Origin of the sequence: Rhizobium sp. NXC24 (assembly GCF_002944315.1) — a bacterium.
GTDB lineage: Bacteria > Pseudomonadota > Alphaproteobacteria > Rhizobiales > Rhizobiaceae > Rhizobium.
In genome coordinates, this window is sequence record NZ_CP024311.1 from 2,534,013 (window position 1) to 2,556,083 (window position 22,071).

Annotated in this window: 20 protein-coding genes; 11 read left to right on the forward strand and 9 right to left on the reverse strand. The window is 59.7% G+C overall.

Features of this window, described 5'->3' with window-relative positions; all coding sequences use genetic code 11:
* Positions 1 to 24: 24 nt before the first annotated feature.
* The 3 genes from NXC24_RS12480 to NXC24_RS12490 all read left to right on the forward strand — a co-directional run bounded on the left by NXC24_RS12480 (position 25) and on the right by NXC24_RS12490 (position 3,203).
* A complete protein-coding gene (locus NXC24_RS12480) occupies positions 25 to 1,236 on the forward strand; it encodes a pyrophosphate--fructose-6-phosphate 1-phosphotransferase (protein WP_104823577.1) in 1,212 nt (403 codons plus the stop codon).
* Positions 1,237 to 1,295: 59 nt separating this feature from the next.
* Positions 1,296 to 1,931, forward strand: coding sequence for a LysE family translocator (locus NXC24_RS12485; protein WP_104823578.1), 636 nt, complete (start codon positions 1,296 to 1,298; stop codon positions 1,929 to 1,931).
* Between the two features lie 114 nt (positions 1,932 to 2,045).
* On the forward strand, positions 2,046 to 3,203 hold the full coding sequence (locus tag NXC24_RS12490) for a transglycosylase SLT domain-containing protein (protein ID WP_104823579.1): 1,158 nt from the start codon (positions 2,046 to 2,048) through the stop codon (positions 3,201 to 3,203).
* A gap of 10 nt (positions 3,204 to 3,213) precedes the next feature.
* Here NXC24_RS12490 and NXC24_RS12495 read toward each other — a convergent pair whose 3' ends face one another.
* Entirely contained in the window at positions 3,214 to 4,626 is a 1,413-nt protein-coding gene (locus NXC24_RS12495; RefSeq protein ID WP_104823580.1) for a serine hydrolase, read from the reverse strand.
* 191 nt (positions 4,627 to 4,817) lie between these two features.
* On the opposite strand from NXC24_RS12495, the gene NXC24_RS12500 reads away from it, so the two are divergent.
* The 5 genes from NXC24_RS12500 to NXC24_RS12520 all read left to right on the forward strand — a co-directional run bounded on the left by NXC24_RS12500 (position 4,818) and on the right by NXC24_RS12520 (position 10,163).
* Positions 4,818 to 6,065 carry a DUF3419 family protein gene (locus tag NXC24_RS12500; RefSeq protein ID WP_104823581.1) on the forward strand — a complete coding sequence of 416 codons (1,248 nt, stop codon included), beginning with the start codon at positions 4,818 to 4,820 and terminating at the stop codon, positions 6,063 to 6,065.
* Between the two features lie 50 nt (positions 6,066 to 6,115).
* On the forward strand, positions 6,116 to 6,736 hold the full coding sequence (locus tag NXC24_RS12505) for a class I SAM-dependent methyltransferase (protein ID WP_199773577.1): 621 nt from the start codon (positions 6,116 to 6,118) through the stop codon (positions 6,734 to 6,736).
* A 219-nt stretch (positions 6,737 to 6,955) separates the two neighbouring features.
* A complete protein-coding gene (locus NXC24_RS12510; protein ID WP_104823583.1) occupies positions 6,956 to 7,747 on the forward strand; it encodes a GH25 family lysozyme in 792 nt (263 codons plus the stop codon).
* 79 nt (positions 7,748 to 7,826) lie between these two features.
* A complete protein-coding gene (locus NXC24_RS12515; RefSeq protein WP_104823584.1) occupies positions 7,827 to 9,071 on the forward strand; it encodes a lytic murein transglycosylase in 1,245 nt (414 codons plus the stop codon).
* Positions 9,072 to 9,236: 165 nt separating this feature from the next.
* Complete coding sequence (locus NXC24_RS12520) at positions 9,237 to 10,163, forward strand: DMT family transporter (RefSeq protein ID WP_104825141.1); 927 nt, start codon at positions 9,237 to 9,239, stop codon at positions 10,161 to 10,163.
* Here the strand turns inward: NXC24_RS12520 and NXC24_RS12525 are convergent.
* The 5 genes from NXC24_RS12525 to NXC24_RS12545 all read right to left on the reverse strand — a co-directional run bounded on the left by NXC24_RS12525 (position 10,158) and on the right by NXC24_RS12545 (position 16,169).
* The gene (locus NXC24_RS12525; RefSeq protein ID WP_158704473.1) at positions 10,158 to 11,048 is read right to left on the reverse strand and encodes a hypothetical protein; all 891 of its coding nucleotides are present in this window, start codon (positions 11,046 to 11,048) and stop codon (positions 10,158 to 10,160) included. The genes NXC24_RS12520 and NXC24_RS12525 overlap by 6 nt on opposite strands.
* Positions 11,049 to 11,522: 474 nt before the next feature.
* Complete coding sequence (gene metF / locus NXC24_RS12530) at positions 11,523 to 12,425, reverse strand: methylenetetrahydrofolate reductase [NAD(P)H] (RefSeq protein ID WP_104823586.1); 903 nt, start codon at positions 12,423 to 12,425, stop codon at positions 11,523 to 11,525.
* Position 12,426: 1 nt separating this feature from the next.
* The gene (locus NXC24_RS12535) at positions 12,427 to 13,452 is read right to left on the reverse strand and encodes a metalloregulator ArsR/SmtB family transcription factor (protein ID WP_104823587.1); all 1,026 of its coding nucleotides are present in this window, start codon (positions 13,450 to 13,452) and stop codon (positions 12,427 to 12,429) included.
* Between the two features lie 193 nt (positions 13,453 to 13,645).
* Positions 13,646 to 15,295 carry an energy-dependent translational throttle protein EttA gene (gene ettA, locus NXC24_RS12540; RefSeq protein ID WP_104823588.1) on the reverse strand — a complete coding sequence of 550 codons (1,650 nt, stop codon included), beginning with the start codon at positions 15,293 to 15,295 and terminating at the stop codon, positions 13,646 to 13,648.
* A gap of 124 nt (positions 15,296 to 15,419) precedes the next feature.
* A complete protein-coding gene (locus NXC24_RS12545; RefSeq protein ID WP_104823589.1) occupies positions 15,420 to 16,169 on the reverse strand; it encodes a ribonuclease in 750 nt (249 codons plus the stop codon).
* A 170-nt stretch (positions 16,170 to 16,339) separates the two neighbouring features.
* Between NXC24_RS12545 and NXC24_RS12550 the strand changes: the two genes are divergently transcribed.
* From NXC24_RS12550 to NXC24_RS12560, 3 genes are all read left to right on the forward strand, one after another.
* Positions 16,340 to 17,272 carry an alpha/beta hydrolase gene (locus NXC24_RS12550; protein ID WP_104825142.1) on the forward strand — a complete coding sequence of 311 codons (933 nt, stop codon included), beginning with the start codon at positions 16,340 to 16,342 and terminating at the stop codon, positions 17,270 to 17,272.
* 161 nt (positions 17,273 to 17,433) lie between these two features.
* On the forward strand, positions 17,434 to 18,636 hold the full coding sequence (locus tag NXC24_RS12555) for a CaiB/BaiF CoA-transferase family protein (protein WP_104823590.1): 1,203 nt from the start codon (positions 17,434 to 17,436) through the stop codon (positions 18,634 to 18,636).
* The gene (locus NXC24_RS12560) at positions 18,633 to 20,291 is read left to right on the forward strand and encodes a thiamine pyrophosphate-binding protein (protein ID WP_104823591.1); all 1,659 of its coding nucleotides are present in this window, start codon (positions 18,633 to 18,635) and stop codon (positions 20,289 to 20,291) included. Before NXC24_RS12555 ends, NXC24_RS12560 begins: the two co-directional genes overlap by 4 nt.
* A gap of 42 nt (positions 20,292 to 20,333) precedes the next feature.
* Here the strand turns inward: NXC24_RS12560 and NXC24_RS12565 are convergent, their stop codons facing one another.
* The 3 genes from NXC24_RS12565 to NXC24_RS12575 all read right to left on the reverse strand — a co-directional run bounded on the left by NXC24_RS12565 (position 20,334) and on the right by NXC24_RS12575 (position 22,023).
* Entirely contained in the window at positions 20,334 to 20,678 is a 345-nt protein-coding gene (locus tag NXC24_RS12565) for a RidA family protein (protein WP_104823592.1), read from the reverse strand.
* Positions 20,679 to 20,771: 93 nt separating this feature from the next.
* Complete coding sequence (locus tag NXC24_RS12570) at positions 20,772 to 21,110, reverse strand: TIGR01244 family sulfur transferase (RefSeq protein ID WP_028752425.1); 339 nt, start codon at positions 21,108 to 21,110, stop codon at positions 20,772 to 20,774.
* A gap of 73 nt (positions 21,111 to 21,183) precedes the next feature.
* Positions 21,184 to 22,023 carry a DUF4432 family protein gene (locus tag NXC24_RS12575; RefSeq protein WP_104823593.1) on the reverse strand — a complete coding sequence of 280 codons (840 nt, stop codon included), beginning with the start codon at positions 22,021 to 22,023 and terminating at the stop codon, positions 21,184 to 21,186.
* Between the last annotated feature and the right edge of the window lie 48 nt (positions 22,024 to 22,071).

Sequence of the window (22,071 nt, forward strand, 5' to 3'; positions counted from 1 at the left end):
AGCCCGGCTGCGAGGAGGATACCCATGGCCAAACAGAAAGTCGCAATGCTCACCGCCGGCGGATTGGCGCCCTGTCTCTCCTCTGCGGTCGGCGGCCTGATCCAGCGCTACAGCGACGTTGCGCCCGATCTCGACATTATAGCCTATCGCTCCGGCTATCAGGGCGTTCTGCTGGGTGACCGCATCGAGGTGACGCCTGGCATGCGCGAGCGTGCACATCTATTGCACCGCTACGGCGGCTCGCCGATCGGCAACAGCCGCGTCAAGCTCACCAACGCCGCCGACTGCGTCAAACGCGGTCTCGTCAAGGAAGGCGAAAATCCGCTGCGCGTGGCCGCCGAGCGCCTCGCCTCCGACGGCGTCACCATTCTCCATACAATTGGCGGTGACGACACCAACACGACCGCAGCCGATCTTGCCGCCTACCTCGGCGCCAACGGCTATAACTTGACCGTGGTCGGCCTGCCGAAGACGGTCGACAACGATGTCGTGCCGATCCGCCAGTCCCTCGGCGCCTGGACGGCGGCCGAAGTCGGCGCGCATTTCTTCGACAATGTCAGCAACGAACAGACCGCCGCTCCGCGCACCCTCGTCATCCATGAAGTCATGGGCAGAAGCTGCGGCTGGCTGACGGCGGCGACAGCCCGCGCCTATATTCAGAAGACCAGTGCCAATGAATATGTGGATGGCTTCATGATGAATGCCGCCATGAAGAGCATCGACGGCCTCTATCTCCCGGAAATGGCCTTCGACATCGAAGCAGAAGCCGAGCGCCTGAAGGCCGTTATGGACAAGACTGGCCAGGTGACGCTGTTCGTTTCGGAAGGCGCCGGCCTCGAGGCCATCGTGGCCGAGCGGGAAGCTGCCGGTGAAACCATCAAGCGCGATGCCTTCGGTCATGTGAAGATCGACACTATCAATGTCGGCAACTGGTTCCAGAAGCAATTCGCCACCCTGCTCGGCGCAGAGCGCTCCCTGGTGCAAAAGTCGGGCTATTTTGCCCGCTCGGCGCCCGCTAACGGCGACGACCTGCGCCTGATCCAGGGCATGGTCGACCTCGCGGTCGAAAGCGCATTGAATAAGATCTCGGGCGTCACCGGCCATGACGAAGGCCAGGGCGGCAAGCTGCGCACCATCGAATTCCCGCGCATCAAGGGCGGCAAGCCCTTTGATCTGTCCCTGCCGTGGTTCGCCGAAGTCATGGATCACATCGGGCAAAAATACGCGCAATCCTAATTGACGGATCGCAAATCCAATGTCTTTGCTGGCGGCGAATAGGAATAGAGGAGGATTCCATGTCCATCGAAACCTGGCTCGCGTTCGCCGCCGCATCCTGCATTATGCTGGCAATACCCGGTCCGACCATTCTCCTTGTGATCTCATATGCACTCGGCCACGGTCGTAAGACGGCGCTGGCAACGGTGACCGGCGTAACGCTTGGCGATTTCACGGCGATGACTGCCTCGCTCGCTGGTCTCGGCGCCCTTCTCGCCACCTCGGCCACTCTGTTCACGATTCTCAAGCTGATCGGCGCAGCCTACCTGATGTTTCTGGGAATCAAGCTCTGGCGCGCCCCGATTGTGACCGGCCCGATGGGCGACAATGACAATCTTCCCGAGGAAAAGCCGCTCAAGATTTTACTGCACGCTTACGTTGTGACCGCCTTGAACCCGAAGAGCATTGTCTTCTTCATCGCCTTCGTGCCGCAGTTTCTCGACCTGTCGAAGCCCTTCCTTCAGCAAACCGTTATTTTGGAGGCGACATTCCTCACTCTGGCAGCACTGAACTCCCTGCTCTACGTTTTCATCGCCGATATGGCGCGCGGTTTTATTCGCAAGGCAAGCGTGCAACGCGCCGTTAACCGGACGGGCGGAACCCTGTTGATAGCCGCCGGCGCAGTGACCGCCGGATATCGCCGGTTGGCCGCTTGATGCTGTCCAGGGTTGCGGGGCGATCACGGATAGGTTAATGGGGGATTCATAAATTTATCAACCCTGTGGCTGATTTGCACCGCAGGGCGGTTTGGTTTTTTCGAAAGTGACAGAATGGTAGCGATCGGATTTCCCAGCCTAAAGCGCAGCGTTGCCTTTTCGGCAATGATGTGCGGCGTCCTCGCAGGGTGTGCAAGCACTCAGCAGCAGACGTCCCAGGCAGAACTCCCGTCGGCACAAACCAACGTGCCGCATCCGAATACAAACCCGGCTCCGGTCGGTGCTGCGTCGACCACAGGCGGCGTAGCGGTGGCTTCCACCACACCAGCTACAGGCCAGCAGATTCAGCCTCAGCAGCAGGCAGCATTGATGAAGTCGGACCGGGTTGGCGCCGGTTCGGTGGCTCCGAATCAGATTCAGGCAGCCCAGGACCGCATGGTTGGTCCGGTGGCAAATGCACCGAATGCAGCGAACCAGGGTACTGTCGCGATAGCGGCCGTAACCGGCGCGCCCGCAGCGGGCACATCCGCAGCCGCCGCTTATGCGGCCTCCGACGAACCCGTGGTTCCCACCGTCGTCGCCATCCCGATCCCGAACCCGGCACGTCCAGGCGATACCGCGCTGCTGCCGGTGTCAGGTTCCGCGACCCAGGGTCAGGCGACCATTCCGATGACGTCGGACGTGGCGGCCATTCAGTCCGTCGTTCCGACGCCCCGCCCGGGCGAAGATGCACCGATCATGGCGCCTGCCGAAGTCGCCTATGCCGCGCCGATGCAGATCGCCGGCATGGGTTATGCGGACACCCGCATGCATTATGATTTCAACTTCGATGCCAGCGGCCCGACGGTCGTTTCGGCGGTACTGACCCCTCAGAATTACGATTCCGACGTGCCGGCGGAGGAGAAGAGCTACGTTTCGAAGCTCATCCAGAAATATGCCAAGCTTTATGAAATTCCGGAATCTTTGATCCATCGCGTCGTTCATCGCGAGAGCCGCTACAATCCGAAGGCATATAACCGCGGCGGTTACTTTGGCCTGATGCAGATTAGATACAACACGGCCAAGTCCATGGGCTACGACGGTCCGCCTGCAGGCCTACTCGATGCCGAGACCAACATCAAATATGCCGCGAAATATCTGCGCGGCGCATGGATGGTGGCCGACAACAAGGCCGAGGCCAAAGAAGCCAATGCCGTTCAGCTCTATGCGCGCGGCTATTATTATGATGCCAAGCGCAAGGGCCTGCCGGACGTCGCGCAAGGCAATTACTGATTATCCCGGATCATTTCGCCAGCGCCGGTTGGGCCATGTCCTGACCGGCGTTGATTATATCCAGTATCCTCTTCAGTAGAATTTGCGGCTTATAGTCCAGCCAGCCCGGCGTCAGCCCCATGCGCACCAGCACGAGATTGGCTGACGGCACAATGGCGACGCTCTGGCCATCATGTCCGAGCATCCAGAACGTATCCGTCGGCAGGCCGAACTGCGCATCCGAACCACCGGGACCGGCAAGCCAGGCTTGAACCTGCGTATAGATGCCTTCGGATGCCGTCGTCGGAGTGCGCATCGCGCCAACAAAGCCTTCCGGCAACAGGCGCTGGCCCTTCCAGACACCATCCTGCAGCAGGAATTGGCCAAAGCGCGCCCAGTCGCGCGGCGTCGCATAAAGATAGGAACTGCCGACATAAGTACCGCGCTCATCGGCTTCCAACACAGCGCTGAACATGCCGAGCGGCGCAAACAACGCTTCACGCGGATAGGTGATCGCCGCACTCTCATTGGGAAGCTTGTTCATCCAAATCCGAGAGAGCAGCGTCGCCGTGCCGCTGGAATAGCTGAATCGTTCGCCTGCCGCCGCCTCTTGAGGCGCACTCGAGGCAACCCTGGTCGAATCCGGATCGAGATAGAGCATGCGCGTCACGTCTGAGACTGCGCCATATCCCTCATTGAAGGCCAAACCGCTCTCCATGCTAAGGAGATCGCTGAGCTTGATGTTCTTGCGCGCGTCGGCACTCCATTGCGGCAAAAGATTCTGATCGTCGAAGGACATGCGGCCGGAAAGCATGAGGCGGCCGATGATGGCGGCATTGACGGTCTTCGTCATCGACCAGCCGATCAAAGGCGTGCCCTTGTCGAATCCCTCGCCATAGGTCTCCGCGATGATGCGGCCGTTCTTGACGACGACGATGGCGCGCATGGCGGGACCGGCAAAGTCCGGATTGGCAAGGAGCTTGGAGAGCGCGAGGCCGGTGTCGTCTTGGCCCAGCACGGCCTTATCGCCATCCGGCCAAGGAGAATCGCTTTTGGCCGCTTTGATCTTATTGAGGAACGCCGCGCTGCGCGCCGCCGGCAGATCGCCGTCCGGCACCGTCGTGCAGCCGAGCGCGCCGCGGTAGAGCGCATAGTTTGGTGCAAACATGCCGAGAAAGCGGGCGGTTACCACGCCTTCCTCTCGATTGACCGAAACCCGAACGAGCTTCAGCGCCGGATTGCCCGGCGCCTGCACGTCATCCGCCAATATCCGCTCGGGATCGCGCTTGGCGATAAAGGTATTCGAGCAGACGATCTTGGCGGCATAGCCGTCCCCGACCCTCAACAATTCCGGTGGCCAGACCGAAAGCCAGACCGCACCGCCCGCGACAATGATCAGCAGCAAAAAAACAAGAGCCCCGACCACTCTCGATATTAAACGCATATCACACACCCTCCGAAGGAATGCGGAGACAATCAGGAAATGCAGGAATGTGAAAGACCTATCGTCGCCACAGCCTTGCAAATATCACCGTGACGGCCCTACCGGCCGGGTCTGCCAACAGTCCACGTCATCAGACTGTAGCATTGCCGGGTTACACGCGCTGAACCTGACAAATCGGTGACAAGACTCAGATGACGGAATTTGCCCCGGATGCCGGTCTCCACAAGAATCGGAAACTCAAGGACGCTCTGCTGCAACACAAGGCTCTGTCGAAGGCCGGCTTTTCGGAGCGCCTGTTCGGCATGTTGTTTTCCGGCCTTGTCTATCCGCAGATCTGGGAGGATCCGGATATCGACATGGAGGCGATGGAGCTGCAGCCGCACCACCGCATCGTCACAATCGGCTCGGGCGGCTGCAACATGCTCGCCTATCTTTCGCAGAACCCGGCTTCCATCGATGTCGTCGACCTCAATCGTCACCACATCGCGCTGAACAAGCTCAAGCTCGCCGCCTTCCGGCTGCTACCCGGACATGCCGATCTCGTGCGCTTCTTCGGCACGCCGGACGTTAGCGCCAATAGCCAGGCATACGATCAGTTCATCGCGCCGCGTCTCGATCCGGCGACCGCCGCTCACTGGGATGGCCGCGACATGTATGGCCGCCGCCGCGTCACGGTGTTCAACCGCAACATCTATAAGACCGGCCTGCTCGGCCGCTTCATCGGCGCCGCCCATGTGCTGGCCCGCCTGCACGGCGTCCGCCTCGGCAAGATGACGGAAGCCCGCACGGTCCGCGAACAGCGGCAGTTCTTCGACAACGAAATTGCGCCGATCTTCGACAAGCCGATGGTCCGCTGGCTACTCGGCCGTAAGAGCTCGCTTTTCGGCCTCGGCATCCCGCCGCAACAATATGACGAACTTGCGAGCCTCGCAGGTGACGATTCCATATCTGGCGTCCTGAAGCACCGCCTGGAAAAGCTGGCCTGCCACTTCCCGATGCGGGACAATTATTTCGCCTGGCAGGCCTTTGCGCGGCGCTATGCCTCCCAACACCAAGGCCCGTTGCCGACCTATCTGCGGCCTGAGCACTACGCCGCAATCCGCGCCAATGCCGACCGCGTCGATGTGCATCATGCCAACTTCACGGAGCTTCTGGCCTCCAAGCCCGCCGCTTCGCGCGACCGCTATATCCTGCTCGACGCCCAGGACTGGATGACCGACGAACAGCTCAACGACCTCTGGGCTGAAATTACCCGCACGGCCCGCGAAGGCGCCCGCGTCATTTTCCGCACCGCCGCCGAAAAGAGCATCATCGAAGGTCGCCTCTCCCCCGCCATTCGCGATCAGTGGGTCTATTTCGAAGAGCGCTCGCAGGAGCTTAACGTCCGCGACCGCTCGGCGATCTACGGCGGCTTCCACATCTACGGGAAAAAAGCGTGAGCCAGGCGGATACAGGTCTTCAGACAAGCTCGAAGAACCATGCCGGACTGATGGACGGCATGTACCGTTACCAGCGGCACATCTACGACCTGACCCGCAAATATTACCTCTTCGGCCGCGATCGCACCATTGCGCACCTCAACGTGCCTTTGAGCGGCTCCCTACTGGAAGTGGGTTGCGGCACCGGCCGCAACATGTTGCTGGCTCATCGTCGCTTTCCCTCGGCGAGACTCTATGGCCTCGACATCTCCCAAGAGATGCTGATTTCGGCCCGCAATAATTTTCGCGGGCTGAAACAAGTACCGGATTTCCGCGTCGCCGACGCCACTGCCTTCTCGGCTGGTGATTTCGGTGTCGACGGTTTCGATCGTGTCATGATTTCCTACGCACTCTCGATGATCCCGGACTGGAAGAGCGCGATCGATGCTTCGCTGAACGCGGTCATTCCCGGCGGCGAACTGCACATCGTCGATTTCGGCCAACAGGAGCGCCTGCCTGGTTGGTTCCGCACCATGCTGAAAGGCTGGCTGACAAAGTTCCACGTCACCCCCCGCGCCGACCTCCGCGCCGTGCTCGAAGAGCGAGTCGCGGCGCGCGGCGCGAAGCTGGTATTCGAAGAAATCGGCCGGGGTTATGCATGGAGAGCTGTCGTCATTAAGCCGGCCGCCTAGCAAAAAAAGTGGAATTCGGCACGAAATCCGCTCATGCGGCATTCCAAGTATAAGAATTTACTTGAAGATAACGCATTTTTTACGTTGATATGGTGAAAAAGTGGCAAGGGCCGGCTGACAAACAGCTTGGTCCTTTGCCTCTTTTGGATTTTGGGGACCACACATCACGGAAGCCAAGTCTTGGGGCAGCAAGATTACTCGCGCCATAACGGGATATCCATGCGCAGGCTTCTGTCATGCTTACTGCCGCTCGCCCTCCTGCTGAATAGCTGCACCATGGGTTATGACAGCTTCCAGACCGCGTCGATACCGAAGACGCGTTTCAAGGATACGAAGCCGCAGGATTTCGGTCGCGACCATCCGGAGCGCCACCCCATTCACGGCATCGACATCTCGAAATGGCAAGGCGATATCGACTGGCGGACGGTGAAGAGTTCCGGCGTCGCCTTCGCCTTCATCAAGGCGACCGAAGGCAAGGATAGGGTCGATCCCCGCTTCAACGAATATTGGCAGGAAGCCAATAGCGCCGGCATTCCGTACGCCCCCTATCACTTCTACTATTTCTGCTCGACAGCGGACGACCAGGCCGACTGGTTCATCAACAATGTGCCGAAGAATGCAATGATGCTGCCGCCGGTGCTCGACGTCGAGTGGAACGCCGAATCCAAGACCTGCCGCACCCGGCCGGATCCGCAGACGGTGCGCACAGAGATCAAGCGGTTCATGGACCGCCTGGAGGCTTATTACGGCAAGCGCCCGATCATCTATACGTCGGTCGACTTCCATCGCGACAATCTTGCCGGCTATTTCAAGGATTATCACTTCTGGGTCCGCTCGGTCGCAAAGCATCCGACGGCGACCTATGCCGATCGCTCCTGGGCATTCTGGCAATACACGTCGACAGGCGTAATTCCAGGCATCAAGGGGCCAACGGACATCAATGTTTTTGCCGGTTCCGAACAGAATTGGCACAACTGGGTGGCGGCAGTAGAGAAGCAAGGAAATTCTTGAGACTACCTGAATTTCTCTCTTGCTTCTGTCACAATCTTCTGTGAAAGCGACCCTATTCTATCAGCAAAGAGGATCGCCTATGGACCCCTATACCATTCGACGCAGCGCACTCGCGTTTGTCTTCGCTTCAGCCATGGCAAGTGTGGCAATGGCGCAGAACGCGACCCCGACCGCGGCGGCGAATGCAGGTGGAACCAATGCCCCGCAGGTGGCTTGCGGCGGTGATCTCTCTTCCTTCCTGGCCGGCGTCAAGGCCGAGGCCACCGCGGCTGGCGCGGATGCTGCGGCCGCGGACAAGACACTGGCCGGCGCGCAGATCGACCAGAAGGTCCTCGCTATGGATCGTAGCCAGGGCGTATTCCGCCAGACCTTCCTCGAATTCTCGCAGCGCACTGTCAGCCAGGCCCGCCTCGACATCGGCCGCCAGAAGATAAAGCAGTATGCCGACGTCTTCGCCAAGGCCGAGCAGGACTACGGCGTGCCGCCCGGCGTCATCACCGCCTATTGGGCGATGGAAACCGATTTTGGCGCCGTTCAGGGCAATTTCAACACCCGCAACGCGCTCGTTACTCTCTCGCACGACTGCCGGCGCCCCGAGTTTTTCCGCCCTCGTCTGATCGCATTCATTGAAATGGTGCAGCATGGCGATGCCGATCCGGAAACCACGACCGGTGCATGGGCTGGCGAAATCGGCCAGACGCAGATGCTGCCGCCCTCGATCATTGCTTTCGGTGTTGATGGCGATGGCGACGGCCACGTCAATTTGAAGACAAGCGCGCCCGACGTCATTCTGACGACGGCCCGATACATCCAAAGCCTGGGCTTCCAGCGCGGCCAACCCTGGCTGCAGGAAGTCACGGTGCCGGATAATCTGCCTTGGGAGAAATCCGGCCTGGGCGGCCCACTCACGGCCGCCGACTGGTTCCAGCTAGGCGTCAAGCCGCGCGACGGTAACACCAATTTCGGTTCCCTGGCGGCCGCCCTCATCCTGCCGCAGGGCCGCAAAGGCCCGGCTTTCCTGACCTATCCGAACTACAACGCCTATCTGGAATGGAACCAGTCGTTCATCTACACGACGTCCGCAGCCTATTTCGCCACACGTTTTGCTGGCGCTCCAACCTATAACAAAGGCACACCGGAAGCGGGGCTGAACGATGTCGATATGAAAGCGCTTCAAACCAAGCTTTCGGCACGCGGCTACGATGTCGGCAAGATAGACGGTATTCTCGGCTCGGGCACGCGCGTCGCCGTTCAAAAAGAACAGTTTCGCCTCGGCCTTCCCGCTGACGGCTGGGCGACACAATCATTGCTGAACGCGCTTTAAGGGCGATTGCCTTGCCATGGAAGGCGGCCGCTGGCCGCCTTTTTCGTTTTTGCACCTGCAACTATCAGATGATTTTCCGGGTATCCGATCGAGGCTCGGCAAGAAACGGGTGGAAAGCGCCTCTGATTTCGTCAAAATAAACTCAAAATGGCGGAGGTGCAGCGGATGAACACCAGCAATGGCATGAACGCACTGACCTGGAGCCTGCTGTTGGCGCTCGGCTTGATCTGGGGCGGTTCATTCTTCTTCGCCCGCATCGCCGTCCATTATGTGCCGCCGTTTACGCTGGTCTTCCTTCGCTTGTCGCTCGCGGCAATAGCGCTGCATGCCTACATTGCCGGTCGTTTCGCAATCTATGATTTGCTGCGAACCCATTGGCGGCAGTTCCTATTGCTGGGCTTGATCAACAACGCCGTGCCGCATGCGCTGATCTTCGTCGGTCAAACCCAGATGGGTGCGGGGCTCGCATCCATTCTGAACGCAACGACGCCGATCTGGACCGTATTGATCGGCAATCACTTCACCACCGACGAGCGGCTGACCTCCGCCAAGCTCGCCGGCTGCTTGACAGGGCTCGCCGGCACGATCGTGCTGCTCGGCCCAAGCGTGGCGAGTGGAGCCGAAGTTCCGCTCTGGGCGCTGCTGCTGCCAATCCTTGCCGCGATCTCCTACGGTTTCGCCGCGATCTATGCCAAGCGTTTCAAAGGCATGGCGCCGCCCGTTATCGCAGCAGGTCAACTGACCTGCTCCGCGGCGCTCATACTGCCGATGGCTCTTTTGCTGGATCAACCTTGGACATTGGCCACGCCACCAGCCAGCGCCCTCGCCGCCATTCTCGGCATGGCGCTGTTGTCGACGGCCTTCGCCTATATCCTCTATTTCCGCATCATGGCGCTCGCCGGCGCCACCAACGCCTCGCTGGTGACCCTGCTCGTACCGCCAAGCGCCATTCTCCTCGGCTTTCTCTTCCTCGGCGAACGCCTGGGACTGACGGAAATTGCCGGCATGCTGCTGATCGGCACAGGCCTGCTCATTCTCGACGGGCGGCTTTTCGCACGCCTGCGACCGAACGCGGGAACGGGTGACCTATAATTCGGCCGCAACGGCCCGCCGGACCAATCTGCCAAGCACTGACGGCACGATCAGGAAAAACGCGAAATAAAGGGTGGTCAGCACCGGCACCAAATAGACGACGGCACTCTCGTCTGGAGAAAGACTGCCGAGATAGCCGAGGGCGGCCCAGATGATGGCCAGAGCCAGACAAGCGAACAGCCAGAGACGCCACAGATGCCCCTGTCGCAGCCTTTCGGCGCGCATGAAGGGCGCGATTGCCGGAGCGAGCATGGCGCCAAACATCAACAGCAAACCACCAAGCTTATTCTCCGTCGCGCGCAACAACGCATAGAACGGGAGAAGATACCAGGGCGACACGATCTGAAACGTATCTTCCGTCGGCAAATCGGGAAGGCTGAACAGACGGTTCATCGTCAGACCGAAAGCAATGCCGGAGACCACCGCCGCGACGCCAACCACGGCAAGGAAAATCATGATCCGACGCCAGGAGTGCCTTTGCCAGGTCGCATGATGCATGACGCCCAGATCGACGATCAGGAGCGCAAGCGACAGCACGATCTTGCAATCATAGCCCGTCACGGACCAGGCAGCCATGATGTTGCCAATCAACGGGAATTGCGCCAGCCAGAACTCCAACTGTCCCCAAGGCACCAGAAAGGAGAGGAAGGGTACCAGTTCCGACATCACCCAAACGCCGATCAGCAGGACCCACGGCACTTTCCGCCAGGCTGAGAAATCGCCGATATAGATCGAAAAACCGATATGGATGAACAGCGCCAGATAAAATGTGCCGGTCAAGCTCAGCGCGCCGTTTCGCGCCGGAAGAAGCAAGCCGGCCAATACGACAAGAACGAGGAAAAGACCGATATCGTGCGCTCGCGACCGATTTATCTCATCGCTCATGACGCACTTCACCCACCCTTTCCACTGCCGGCGAATATCCCAGATTAACCGATTCATGCCTCAGCAAAAGACATCCGCCTTAATCTTGTTCACAGCTAAATTAACGATGCATTAAATTTCGTGAACGCCACACCTTTATAGTTTTCGCATTAAAAACAATCACTTGCCACGATATCTCGATTCAAAACCTGCGCAACCTACCGCGTCGCAGCATCGAATTCGCTTTCCAAGCGACACATTTTTGACATAGGCTCTAACAGTTGACTAAGGAGGAAGACATGGGATTGACGCGATCCATCAACGTCCTAGTGGTCAGTGCAGCGTTCCTATTCGTTTTGACGATGCTTTTCATCTGACGAAATAGCGACAGTGCAGGAAACCGAACTCCTGAAAGCGAACAAAACACCTATTCCATTTAAAAAGCGCATGCCGGAAACCGACATGCGCTTTTTCATGTTCACACCCCAGATCTTGTCAGGCGGCGGCGCCGGCACGCGCATCTGCCCTGCGCTGTATGCCCAATCGCTCAAGAACGGCCGAGACCAGCGGCGAGCGGTTCATCGTATAGAGATGAAACTCATGAATGCCGCGACGAACCAGGTCCTCGATCTGCTCCGCGGCGACATCCGCAGCGACATTGGCCCGCTTGTCGGCCTGCTCGTCCAAGCCGTCAAAACGCTCGTCCAGCCAGGAAGGAATGTTGGTGCCGCAGGCGCCGGCAAACCGCTTTAATTGCGTCAAGTTCTGGATCGGCATGATACCCGGCACGACGGGAATCTTGATACCGGCGGCACGGACGCGGTCGTGATAACGTTCAAACGCGTCATTGTCGAAGAAGAACTGGGTCAGCGCCCTGTTGGCGCCGTTATCGGCCTTGCGCTTCAGCATGTCGATATCGGCTGCTGTATCACGGCTCTCCGGATGTTTCTCCGGATAGGCGGAGACGGAAATATCGAAATCGCCGCGCTCGCGTAGTGCCAATACCAGCTCGGCCGCATTGGCGTAGCCGCCCGGATGCGGCTGGTAGGCGGAGCCGACCCCGCCCGGCGGGTCGCCACGCAACGCCACGAAACGGCGGGTGCCGGCGGCGAGCAAATCGTCGATGACACGATGCGTTTCCTCGCGCGTTGCCCCCACGCAGGTCAGATGCGAAGCAGTCGAGAACGGCGTCTCGTGGATCATCCGACGCACGGCAGACAATGTCGGCGCCTTGGTCGAACCACCCGCGCCATAGGTAACCGAGACAAAATCCGCGTCCCATTCGGCCAGATCAGCCACCGTGTTCCACAATTGCGTCTCGGCTTCGTCCGATTTCGGCGGGAAGAATTCGAAGGAAATACGAATGCCACGCTGGCCGTTTTCAGTCTTTGAAGGCATATCAAGCTCTCCCGGCAAGAATGGGGGACGATTGGCGATCCTGCCCGGCGGCGATCAGCAGCCGCGGGTCGCGCGCCAGCCAGATCGTGACCGTCAGCGCTTGACCGCCTTCCTTCCCCGAATGAAGGTCCTGCACCTGTTCGACATCAAGCCCTGCCATTTTCAACCATTCCGATATGGTCTGATGCGAGAAACCGAGTCTCAGATGCGCATGTTCGTCGCGTAGATATTCCAGCCCGTGCGGCGCAAGATCGATGATCACCAGCCGGCCGCCGGGCCTGAGCATTCGCGCCGCCTCGTTAATGGCAATCTCCGGCTGGTCGAGGAAATGCAGCACCTGATGGATGGTAATCAGGTCGAAATCCTGCGCCTCGAGCGGCAGGTTGAAAATGTCGCCATGCCGCACGGAAGCGGCGGTGATGTTTGAGCGGTCGAGATTGGCGCGCGCCACGGCCAACATGTCACGGCTGGCGTCGATGCCGACCGCGCGGCGATAATGACCCGCCAACAATTGCAGCATACGGCCCGTGCCGGTGCCTAGATCCAGGAAAGAGTCGATCTGCTGCGGACCAATCAAGTCGATCAGCGCCTTGTCGACATCCTCGTCGGCCACATGCAGTCGGCGAAGCTCGTCCCATTCCGCAGCGTTGCGGCTGAAATAGGCCTGTGCCCGTTCCGCACGGACACGCTTGACGGCAGAAAGCCGCTCGCCATCCCGCAGCAACACCGGATCGTTTTCAGCCGTGTGGCGGAGAAGCGTGCGCACGAGGACGACCGCCTTGCCTTCCTGCTTCAGACGGAAATAGGCCCAGGCACCCTCCTGATAGCGGTCGATCAGGCCGGCCTCGCCGAGCAGCTTCAGATGGCGGGAAATGCGGGGCTGCGACTGGCCGAGAATTTCGGTAAGATCCGTCACGGTGAGATCGCCAGCCGCAAGAAGCGCCAGCAGACGTAACCGCGTCGGCTCGCCGGCCGCCTTCAGTATGTCCACCAGATCATCCAAACCGAATTTCACGAGATCCGTCATCCAGCACCCAATCAAGATATAAAGATATCTTTATGTGATTTGCATTCGATCTGCAAGACCCAATTGCTGGCTGGGAGAATTCGACGTCGGAAATCTGTTAGGTTTTGTCGACCGGGGAATATGCGCTTCCTGACCTACGGCAAAGAAAAACCCCGGACTTGCCGGGGCTCTCCATGACAGAAAGACAGCAAACTTATCGTGTCAGGCGCTTGTGCGCCTGGCTGCCCGGATTGAGAGCATCGGGGCCGAGGCGGCGGATCTTGTCTTGCTCGTAATCTTCGAAATTGCCTTCGAACCATTCAACATGGCCTTCGCCTTCAAAGGCCAGAATATGCGTGGCCAGGCGGTCGAGGAACATGCGATCATGGCTGATGATGATGGCGCAGCCAGCGAAGTTTTCGAGCGCGCTTTCCAGCGCCCCCAGCGTTTCCGTATCGAGGTCGTTGGTCGGTTCGTCGAGCAGAAGCACGTTGCCGCCAGCCTTCAGCATCTTGGCCAAGTGAACGCGGTTGCGCTGACCGCCGGAGAGATTGCCGACCTTCTGCTGCTGGTCGCCGCCCTTGAAGTTGAAGGCACCGCAATAGGCGCGCGAGTTCATGTCGAACTTGCCGAGCTTGATGATTTCGGCGCCGCCGGAGATTTCCTCCCATACGGTCTTATTGCCGTCAAGCGCGTCGCGGCTCTGGTCGACATAGCTGAGATGCACTGTCTCGCCGATGCGGATCGAGCCGGAATCCGGCTTTTCCTGCCCGGTAATCATCTTGAACAGGGTCGTCTTGCCGGCGCCGTTCGGGCCGATGATGCCGACGATGCCGCCCGGCGGCAGCTTGATCGACAGATCGTTGACCAGCGTGCGACCTTCGAAGCCCTTGGTGATGCCCTCCATCTCGATCACCACCTGGCCGAGACGCTCGCTGACCGGAATGATGATCTGCGCATCACCGGGGCGCTGATTTTCGGCAGCATCGACTAGCTGTTCGTAAGCGTTGATACGCGCCTTGGACTTGGCTTGACGGGCCTTGGGGCTGGAGGCGATCCATTCCTGTTCGCGGCTGATTGCCTTCTGACGGCCAGCTTCTTCCCGGGCTTCCTGCAGCATGCGCTTGGCTTTGGCCTGCAGATAAGCGGAATAATTGCCTTCGTAGGGAATGCCACGACCGCGGTCGAGTTCGAGAATCCAGCCGGTAACATTGTCGAGGAAGTAACGGTCGTGGGTGATCATCATCACGGCACCCGGATAGTCGCGCAGGTGCTTTTCCAGCCAGGCGATGGTCTCGGCGTCGAGATGGTTGGTCGGTTCGTCGAGCAGCAGCAGGTCCGGCTGCGAGAGAAGCAAGCGGCAAAGCGCGATACGGCGGCGCTCACCGCCGGAAAGGCTGGTGACTTCGGCATCGCGCGGCGGGCAGCACAATGCTTCCATCGCCATCTCGACCTGGCTTTCCAGATCCCAGAGATTCTGGCTGTCGATGATATCCTGGAGTTTGGCGCCCTCGTCCGCCGTCTCGTCGGAATAGTTCATCATCAATTCGTTGTAGCGATTGAGGATTTCGGTTTTCTTGGCAACGCCTTCCATGACGTTTTCGAACACCGTCTTGTTGGGATCGAGCTGAGGCTCCTGCGCCAGGTAGCCGATAGTGGCGCCTTCGGCCAACCAGGCTTCGCCAGTATATTCCTTGTCGAGGCCGGCCATGATGCGCAGCACGGTCGACTTACCGGCACCGTTCGGGCCGAGAATGCCGATCTTGGCGTCGGGATAAAAAGAGAGATGAATATTTTCGAGGATCTTCTTGGCGCCATAGGCCTTATTTAGACCGGCCATATGATAGATGAACTGACGTGCCATAGCTTGGGTTACTCCACGGGCGGATACATTGCGAATTGTGCCGCTATGTAGGCGAAACCCCGCCCTCGGGCAACGGAGAAACCTTGTCCGAGGGCATTTATCGCGCCGAGCCGCCTGCTGGGTGTCAGAAACCCGCTGCGTCCACCACGCCCTGATCGCAGCCGAACGATGTGCTGCCGGCGCCCTGGATCAATTGCTCGAGTCGCGGCTCGTTTCCTTCCGACGGCTGAATAGCGTCTTCCGACAAGCCGATCGTCAGTTCCGAGATCACCCGCACCTTGCCGACTTGGCGGCAGCTCATCTTCACGCGGCCACTGGCGCCCTCGCCAAAACTTTTGTCGAAAGCAGCCTTGATGGTTTCGGCATCGAGCGTCTTGCCGATATTCTGCGCGAAAAGATCGCGCACAGCGGACGCATTGAGTTCATTGATCAACCCCACCGCAGTCCCGAAATAATCATCGGCGCTGAGCTTGGTGCAACTGCCGTGTTTGATCCACTCATGCCGCTCCAGACCGGATTGCGTGCCGGGCATGACTTTGTCCAGCGCGGCCTTGGTTTCCGCCGAGAGTTGAACAGCCGGCAGGTCTTTCCAGTCCCGGCCGCGATCGGACTGCTTCAGATCATCGGAAACGTCGCAATATTCCTGCCGCATCGGCCAGAGGCCGTGTAGTGAAAAGTTCTTGGCGTCAAAATTATTCGCTGATTGATTTCGGCATTCCGCCTTCTTTTGGTTCGTCGCGCAGAACGCGGGTTCCCAACTCGCCGCCAGAATAAAGCGCGTCCGTCCATGGCTATTCTCCTCAGCCACGGCACTCGTCGCCATCACCACCGCAGTCAGAACCGCAACTGCAAACCTTTGAAGCCAAGGCTTCATTTCATACCTCCAAAATAGAACAATATGAGAACAAATAAGCAGTTTGATTTGCCGCACGCAACCCTGAATCGCAAAAACCACGAAGATTTATTTCTGTGAGCTTCCCTCGCCGTCCATTGCAATCCCGCCGGCGATGACCTTTCGTCCCACATGGGGAGGAAACACGCATGATGTTTGCCGAAACGAGGCATTTGGATAGTCCGACGGGCGCGACGCTCGCCTATCATCATGCGCCGGCAGATGGCGCCGCGCGTGGCATGCTTCTCGTCAGCCACGGTCTTGCCGAACATTCCCGTCGCTATGAACGCTTCGCCGCAGCGATGGCAGCGCGCGGCTTTCATGTCTATGCTCACGATCATCGCGGCCACGGCGAGACAAAAGCTGTCGATGCGCCACTCGGCCGCTTCGCAAGGCGCAATGGTGTCGATGCGGTCATTGCCGATGTGCTGGCGATGCGCGAGCTTGCCGCAACCGCCCATCCCGGCCTGCCGATCATTCTCTTCGGCCACTCCATGGGCGGGCTGATCAGCCTCAACGTAGCCGTGACGCATCCCGACAAGTTCGATGCCGTCACCGTTTGGAACTCGAATTTCAACCCTGGTCTCGCCGGGCGCGCGGCGCAGATCATCCTGAAGGCAGAACGCATGCTGAAGGGGTCCGATGTCCCGAGCGGGCTGTTGCCGAAGCTGACCTTCGGCGCCTGGGGCCAATCGATCGCCAACCGCCGCACCGAATTCGATTGGCTATCCCGTATTCCCGAAGAGGTGGATAAGTACATTGCCGACCCGCTCTGCGGCTTCGATGCCTCGGTGTCGCTGTGGCTGGATATTTTCGAACTGACCTTCCGTGCACCACAAAGGGATCACCTCGATCGGCTTCGGCGCGACATGCCGATCCATCTTATCGGCGGCAGGCATGACCCGGCGACGAACAATGGAAAAGCAATTTCCTGGCTGTCAGATCATTTGAAAAAGGCCGGCTTCTCGCATACCACCATGACCATCTATCAGGACATGCGGCATGAGACTCTGAACGAGATCGGTGCGGCCACAACCATTTCGGATTTTGCCGACTGGTGTCAGCAAGTGACGGCAAAGGACTGATTCCCAAAGGAATGTTTGAATAAATGCCACCGGCGGTTCCCTGCCCCGTTTGCATCAACCGAAGCCTCCATATTCTCTGGCGCGAGCGGCGCTTTGCTTCCGGGCCGGTATCCGATACATCTGAGAACACTTTCGTGCCGTAGCCGCCCATCGGGACCGATATGACCGATAATAAAACCAAGAAACCACCCCTTTCCGGCATTCGTGTCATCGAACTCGCCCGCGTTCTTGCCGGCCCCTGGGCAGGGCAGATGCTGGCCGATCTCGGCGCCGATGTCATTAAGGTCGAGAACCCGGATGGAGGCGACGATACGCGCCAATGGGGTCCGCCTTTCGTCGAAGGCAAGGATGGGAAAAACCTGTCCGCCGCCTATTACCACTCCGCCAATCGCGGCAAACGTTCCGTTGTCGCTGATCTGAAGACCGAAGAGGGCCAGGCCCTTGTTCGGCGGCTGGTCATAACCGCCGATGTGCTGATCGAGAATTTCAAGCTGGGCGGCCTCGTCAAATATGGACTCGACTACGGGAGCCTGCGGAAGATCAATCCAAAACTGGTCTATTGCTCGATCACCGGCTTCGGCCAGACCGGTCCCTATGCCGGTCTCGCAGGCTATGACTATATCGTCCAGGGCATGTCCGGCTTCATGTCGATTACCGGCGAGCCAGATGGGCAGCCGATGAAGGCGGGTGTCGCGATCGCCGATATCTTTACCGGAATCTATGCCGTCTCCGCGATCGAAGCAGCCCTCATCCATGCGCTGAAGACCGGCGAAGGTCAGCTTGTCGACATGGCGCTGCTCGACGTGCAATCCGCCGTGCTTGCCAATCAGAACATGAACTACCTGATCTCCGGCAAGGCTCCCACTCGCCTTGGCAATGCGCATCCCAATATCTCGCCCTATGAGGTCGTGCCGACGGCCGATGGCTACCTGATCCTTGCTGTCGGCAATGACGGGCAGTTCCGCCGCCTCTGCACGATTCTCGGCATCGACGAGCAGGCAAATGATGAGCGCTACGCAACCAACAAGGCGCGCGTCGCCCATCGCCACGACGTCCGCGCTTTCATCTCGGCGAAAACGCTTTCCTGGAAAAAGGCGGATCTGCTGAAAGCCTGCGAGGACAATGCCGTGCCGGCCGGCGCGATCAATACGATCGAAGACATGTTCGCCGACCCGCAGATTGAGGCTCGCGGCCTGCGGATCGACCTCGAGGATGCCGCAGGCACCGTCATCCCGAGCGTACGGACGCCGGTCGTCTTGTCGGAAACGCCGCTGACCTATACGCGGCCAAGCCCGCGCCTTGGTGAACATCAGGAGGAGGTTCTCGCCGAATTGGCGGAACTGGAAGGAAGGGCGAAACCATGAAACGCACCGGCGGCCAGCTTATCGTCGAAGCCCTCAAGGCAAATGGCGTGCAGCGCATCTCCTGCGTTCCCGGCGAAAGCTTTCTGGCCGTGCTCGATGCGCTGCATGACAGCGACATCGATGTGCTGGTCTGCCGCCAGGAGGGCGGCGCGGCGATGATGGCGGACGCCTGGGGTCGGCTGACGGGTGAGCCCGGCATCTGCATGGTCACCCGCGGGCCGGGGGCGACCAATGCCTCGGCCGGCCTGCATATTGCCCGACAGGATTCGATCCCGCTAATCCTCTTCATCGGCCAGGTACAGCGCGATGCCCGCGAGCGCGAGGCCTTCCAGGAGGTGGAGTTCCGCCGCGCCTTCACCGAATTCGCCAAATGGGTCGGCGAGATCGACGATGCCGCCCGCATTCCGGAATTCGTCACCCGCGCCTTCGCGGTGGCCACTTCGGGCCGGCCCGGCCCCGTCGTGCTGACACTACCCGAGGACATGCTGCGCGACGAGGTCGAAGCCCCACATGCCAAGCGCTACATGCCGGTCGCTGCCCATCCCGGCCGCAGCCAGATCGATGATCTCCATTTGCGCCTGATCGCAGCGGAACGGCCAATGGTTATCCTCGGCGGCACGCGCTGGGACGAGGACGCGGTCGCTAACCTCCGGAGCTTCGCCGAACGCTTCAAGCTGCCCGTCGGCTGCTCCTTCCGTCGGCAAATGCTGTTCGATCATCTGCATCCGAATTATGCCGGCGATGTCGGTATCGGTATCAACCCCGCGCTGGCGAAGGAGATCAAGGAAGCCGACCTGCTGATCCTTCTCGGCGGACGCCTTTCCGAGATGCCATCGTCCGGCTACACACTGGTCGATATCCCCTACCCGCACCAACAACTCGTCCACATCCATCCCGATCCGTCGGAGCTCGGCCGGGTCTATCGTCCGGATCTGGCGATCTGCGCAAGCCCCGCCGACTTCGTGGTGGCAATCGCCGATCTCGAAGCACCGGCGGAACCGCGTTGGGCAGAGCGGACGGAGCGCATGCACGCGGCCTATCTCGCCTGGTCGAAAACGCCGGAAAAGAGCCCTGGTGCCGTGCATATGGGCCGGATCATGGATTGGATCGAGGCCAATACCGCGCCCGATACGGTCTTCACCAATGGTGCCGGCAATTACGCCACCTGGCTGCACCGCTTCCATCGTTTTCGCCGCTTCAACACTCAGGCGGCCCCGACTTCGGGCTCGATGGGTTATGGCTTGCCGGCCGCGGTTGCCGCCAAGCAGCTCTTTCCTGAGCGCGAGGTGATCTGCTTTGCAGGTGACGGCTGCTTCATGATGCACGGACAGGAATTCGCAACCGCCGTGCAATATCATCTGCCTTTGATTGCGCTGGTCATCAACAACGGCATGTATGGCACCATCCGCATGCACCAGGAGCGGGAATATCCCGGCCGCGTCAGCGCTACAGCATTGAACAATCCGGATTTCGCAGCCTTTGCCCGCGCCTACGGCGGCCATGGCGAAACGGTGAAGACTACCGAGGAATTCGGCCCAGCCTTTGAACGCGCCCGCGCCAGCGGCAGGCCGGCGATCATCGAAATCGTCCTCGATCCCGAGGCCATCACGCCCTCACGGACCCTGACGGAAATTTCGCAATCGAAAAGCCGATGAGTGCGAACTCACCGGCTTTTCAAAAATGCATCGAAGCTCAGATCAGTCGATCGCAGCGGTGACGATGAACTCGACCTTGTATTTCGGCGCAGCGAGCTTAGCTTCGCTGGTGGCGCGGGCTGGCGTGTTTGCCGGATCGACCCAGGCTTCCCAGGCGGCGTTCATTTCGGCGAAATAGGCGATGTCGGAGAGGTAGATGATCGTCTGCAGAATCTTCGACTTGTTGCTTCCGGCGGCGGCCAGCAGGCGGTCGACTTCGGCCAGCGCCGACTTGCACTGATCCGTGACGCTTTCGCCTTCACCAACCTGGCCGGCGAGGTAAACGGTGTTGCCGTGAATAACAGCGCCGCTCATGCGGGCTCCGGCGTCGATACGCTTGATGCTCATGCTTCTCTCCTGATGTTGTTCAGTGACGGGTAACAAACCGGGCGCCACCCATCGGCAGCGCCCTCAATCTCTTGCGTGTTTGGCGGTAGTCGCTCAGCCGCGGATATGATGCGTCTTCTGATAGATCGCGGTCGAGCGCGCGCCGGAACGGCAATAGCCGAGCATCGGCCGCGGGAATTCGTCGAGCGCGTCGACCATGCCCTGCACGGCTTCTTCGGTTACACCCATCGGCCCAACGGGCACATGCGCGATTTCAAGGCCAAGCTCCTTGGCGCGGGCTTCAATGACAGAAAACGGCGTCTGATCCGGGCTCTCATTGTCCGGACGATGGCAGACGATTGAGTTGAAACCCATGGCCTTGATCTGATCGAGATCCTCCAGGGTGATCTGGCCGGAAACCGAGTATTCGTCATCGATCGGGCGGATATCCATGGTTCATTTCCTCTGTGAAACCGAGGGCCATGGTCTACGCCGCCATAGGGCAAGCGTCAACCGCTCAAGCCCTTCAGACGAAGGCAAAGTTGAGTGCGAAACTCCTGGCTTCCCCGGGCTGAAGAATATTGAATTCACCCGCCTCCTCCAGCTCGCCGCGCGATGCCAGGCGATGCGAAACGGGCTCGATTCCGAGGACGTGCGCCGGCGCGCGCTGGTTGCGCCAGACCTGCAGGAACGGCAGCGTATCCGTGCCGAATCGAACCCGCAGCGATTTGCCGCCAATGGCGGCGATCGGCCCGAGGCACACTTCGGACCAATCCTCGCCCTTCGCCGTCGCCGGCACGCAGAAAAGACCGCCCTTTTCCTCGCCGAAGGTCCATGGGAAACCGCCGTTCTCCAGCATCTGGCCAGAGAGGCGCACGCCGTCATCGAACCATTTGCCACCAATATTCATGTGATACATCAGGAAGACCGGCATCGCCTCGATGCTGGTGTTGACGACACGGTCGTTAAGCGAAACCTCGCCGGTCGCGCCGTCGATGCGCCAATGACGCTCCAGCCGTGCCGTGCGGCGTTCGGCGGTGACGATATCGATATCGGCGCGGCACTCCGCATTGCCGTTCTCGGATCGGGTCCATAGGATCTTGGCGGGATGCGAGGAGACAGAGCCGTGCAGCGGATAGCGCTTGCCCTCGAAAGCGTCAGACATTGGCTCCGGATGGCGGATATGATCCGGACCGCAGGTAAAGAGAAAGCCCTCCAGCGAATGATCGATGCGCGGGTCGCCATCATCCGGAATGGCGCGGCCGGGCGCAAGATTGTTGCCGTCGACGATGCAGGCGCCGATGTCCAGCACGGAGTTCTCATCCAGCGTCAGCTTCGGTCCCTTGGCTGCGGCGAAATCCATCATCTCCTGCAATCCTCCCTAGCGGCTCCCCGGCCATCCCATCAAAAATGG

Excerpts from the sequence above, each read along its gene's own strand:
- NXC24_RS12480 (WP_104823577.1), top strand. The coding sequence starts at position 25 with ATGGCCAAACAGAAAGTCGCAATGCTCACCGCCGGCGGATTGGCGCCC.
- NXC24_RS12485 (WP_104823578.1), top strand. The coding sequence starts at position 1,296 with ATGTCCATCGAAACCTGGCTCGCGTTCGCCGCCGCATCCTGCATTATG.
- NXC24_RS12490 (WP_104823579.1), top strand. The coding sequence starts at position 2,046 with ATGGTAGCGATCGGATTTCCCAGCCTAAAGCGCAGCGTTGCCTTTTCG.
- NXC24_RS12495 (WP_104823580.1), bottom strand. The coding sequence starts at position 4,626 with ATGCGTTTAATATCGAGAGTGGTCGGGGCTCTTGTTTTTTTGCTGCTG.
- NXC24_RS12500 (WP_104823581.1), top strand. The coding sequence starts at position 4,818 with ATGACGGAATTTGCCCCGGATGCCGGTCTCCACAAGAATCGGAAACTC.
- NXC24_RS12505 (WP_199773577.1), top strand. The coding sequence starts at position 6,116 with ATGGACGGCATGTACCGTTACCAGCGGCACATCTACGACCTGACCCGC.
- NXC24_RS12510 (WP_104823583.1), top strand. The coding sequence starts at position 6,956 with ATGCGCAGGCTTCTGTCATGCTTACTGCCGCTCGCCCTCCTGCTGAAT.
- NXC24_RS12515 (WP_104823584.1), top strand. The coding sequence starts at position 7,827 with ATGGACCCCTATACCATTCGACGCAGCGCACTCGCGTTTGTCTTCGCT.
- NXC24_RS12520 (WP_104825141.1), top strand. The coding sequence starts at position 9,237 with ATGAACACCAGCAATGGCATGAACGCACTGACCTGGAGCCTGCTGTTG.
- NXC24_RS12525 (WP_158704473.1), bottom strand. The coding sequence starts at position 11,048 with ATGAGCGATGAGATAAATCGGTCGCGAGCGCACGATATCGGTCTTTTC.
- metF (WP_104823586.1), bottom strand. The coding sequence starts at position 12,425 with ATGCCTTCAAAGACTGAAAACGGCCAGCGTGGCATTCGTATTTCCTTC.
- NXC24_RS12535 (WP_104823587.1), bottom strand. The coding sequence starts at position 13,452 with ATGACGGATCTCGTGAAATTCGGTTTGGATGATCTGGTGGACATACTG.
- ettA (WP_104823588.1), bottom strand. The coding sequence starts at position 15,295 with ATGGCACGTCAGTTCATCTATCATATGGCCGGTCTAAATAAGGCCTAT.
- NXC24_RS12545 (WP_104823589.1), bottom strand. The coding sequence starts at position 16,169 with ATGAAGCCTTGGCTTCAAAGGTTTGCAGTTGCGGTTCTGACTGCGGTG.
- NXC24_RS12550 (WP_104825142.1), top strand. The coding sequence starts at position 16,340 with ATGTTTGCCGAAACGAGGCATTTGGATAGTCCGACGGGCGCGACGCTC.
- NXC24_RS12555 (WP_104823590.1), top strand. The coding sequence starts at position 17,434 with ATGACCGATAATAAAACCAAGAAACCACCCCTTTCCGGCATTCGTGTC.
- NXC24_RS12560 (WP_104823591.1), top strand. The coding sequence starts at position 18,633 with ATGAAACGCACCGGCGGCCAGCTTATCGTCGAAGCCCTCAAGGCAAAT.
- NXC24_RS12565 (WP_104823592.1), bottom strand. The coding sequence starts at position 20,678 with ATGAGCATCAAGCGTATCGACGCCGGAGCCCGCATGAGCGGCGCTGTT.
- NXC24_RS12570 (WP_028752425.1), bottom strand. The coding sequence starts at position 21,110 with ATGGATATCCGCCCGATCGATGACGAATACTCGGTTTCCGGCCAGATC.
- NXC24_RS12575 (WP_104823593.1), bottom strand. The coding sequence starts at position 22,023 with ATGATGGATTTCGCCGCAGCCAAGGGACCGAAGCTGACGCTGGATGAG.